1 protein-coding gene is annotated in these 430 nt (G+C 69.8%); it reads right to left on the reverse strand.

What is annotated here, in order from left to right:
* The coding region (locus tag CS062_RS25500; protein WP_143742566.1) for a transposase at positions 1 to 430 on the reverse strand (430 nt) is incomplete at both ends.

Raw genomic sequence — 430 nt, forward strand, 5'->3', positions numbered from 1 at the left:
GCTGCGGCCGCGGTGCCCGCAGGTGGCCAGCTGCACGCGGCGTCGGCACTCGTCGAGGGCGTTGCCGGCCAGGCGGACCACGTGGAAGGGGTCCATCACCGTGGCCGCGTCAGGCAGTTCTTCGGTGGCGGCGGTCTTGAACCCGGAGAACCCGTCCATGGCAACAACGTCCACACGATCACGCCACTCCTGTGGCCGCTGTGCCAGCCAGTCGGCGAACGCCTTCTTGGAGCGGCCCTCCACCATGTCGAGCAGCCGTGCGGGGCCGGTCCCGTCACGCACGGGCGTGAGATCGATGATGACGGTGACGTACTTGTCGCCGCGGCGAGTGTGCCGCCACACGTGCTCATCGACGCCGATCACCGCGACGCCATCGAACCGGGCCGGATCGGCGATGAGCACCCGCTGACCTTCGGCGAGCACGGCGTTG

The sequence above is a fragment of the Roseateles chitinivorans genome, assembly GCF_002761755.1.
Classification (GTDB): domain Bacteria; phylum Pseudomonadota; class Gammaproteobacteria; order Burkholderiales; family Burkholderiaceae_C; genus Roseateles; species Roseateles chitinivorans.